Origin of the sequence: Vibrio jasicida CAIM 1864 = LMG 25398 (assembly GCF_000400365.1) — a bacterium.
GTDB classification, from domain to species: Bacteria; Pseudomonadota; Gammaproteobacteria; order Enterobacterales; family Vibrionaceae; genus Vibrio; species Vibrio jasicida.
The window spans coordinates 1-623 of record NZ_BAOG01000213.1 but is presented as its reverse complement, the minus strand read 5'-3'; the positions used below and the strand labels follow the sequence as shown (position 1 = coordinate 623).

General features: G+C 43.2%; 2 protein-coding genes. Both read left to right on the top strand.

Translation table 11 applies throughout. From position 1 onward, the window contains the following. Positions 1-211 (top strand): hypothetical protein (locus VJL_RS30140; RefSeq protein WP_081635058.1); only part of this gene is annotated, 211 nt, incomplete at its 5' end. Next, positions 177-527: a hypothetical protein gene (locus tag VJL_RS26945; protein WP_038882431.1), complete on the top strand. Its 351-nt coding sequence runs from the start codon at positions 177-179 to the stop codon at positions 525-527. The genes VJL_RS30140 and VJL_RS26945, both read left to right, overlap by 35 nt. The last annotated feature ends 96 nt before the right edge of the window (positions 528-623 follow it).

Genomic DNA, 623 nt, shown 5'->3' with positions numbered 1-623 from the left:
AGTTCTTTCTCAAGTAAATCATGTGTTTGTGGTAAAACATAACAAACAATTCAACAGTGATTCGCAACGCTTGGCGCTCTCACTTCGGATTGAGTTAAGTGTTTATGGCGCAGTGTTTAAGTTCAGTGTCTGCGCTGCTCACACGTTAATTGGGCGTTATGCTCTAGGAGGTAATTTTGCTCGATTTACTCAAAAAAGTGGTTCTAATTAACCTCTCAGCGGCTCTTGTTGTTATCGCTCTAGCCCAGTTTGTTCCATTCTTTGCTACTACTCAGTTGGTCGACTTTCTTTTCTTTGTTGTCATCGTTATATGGGTTTTGGCGAAGCTAATGTGGGAAGGTGGAGTCCATAGTAAGACGACTCGGTTAGATGACCCTAGAACAGACAAAGTTTACAAAATGGTAGAAGGGCATGATTTCGAAAAAGACGAACGCGAGCACTATCGAATGAACTACCAGACAGGTTTGGTTTTCTTCATCGCCGGTCTGCCAGCGTTTATTGCTTGTTTAGCCCTTCAATTTCTTTGAGTACGAGCATAACAAAGCATTTAAGAGTGATTCGCAACGCTTGGCAGTTTCGCTTCGCTCAAGTATAGCCAAGCGTCGCTCACACCTTAATGCGGC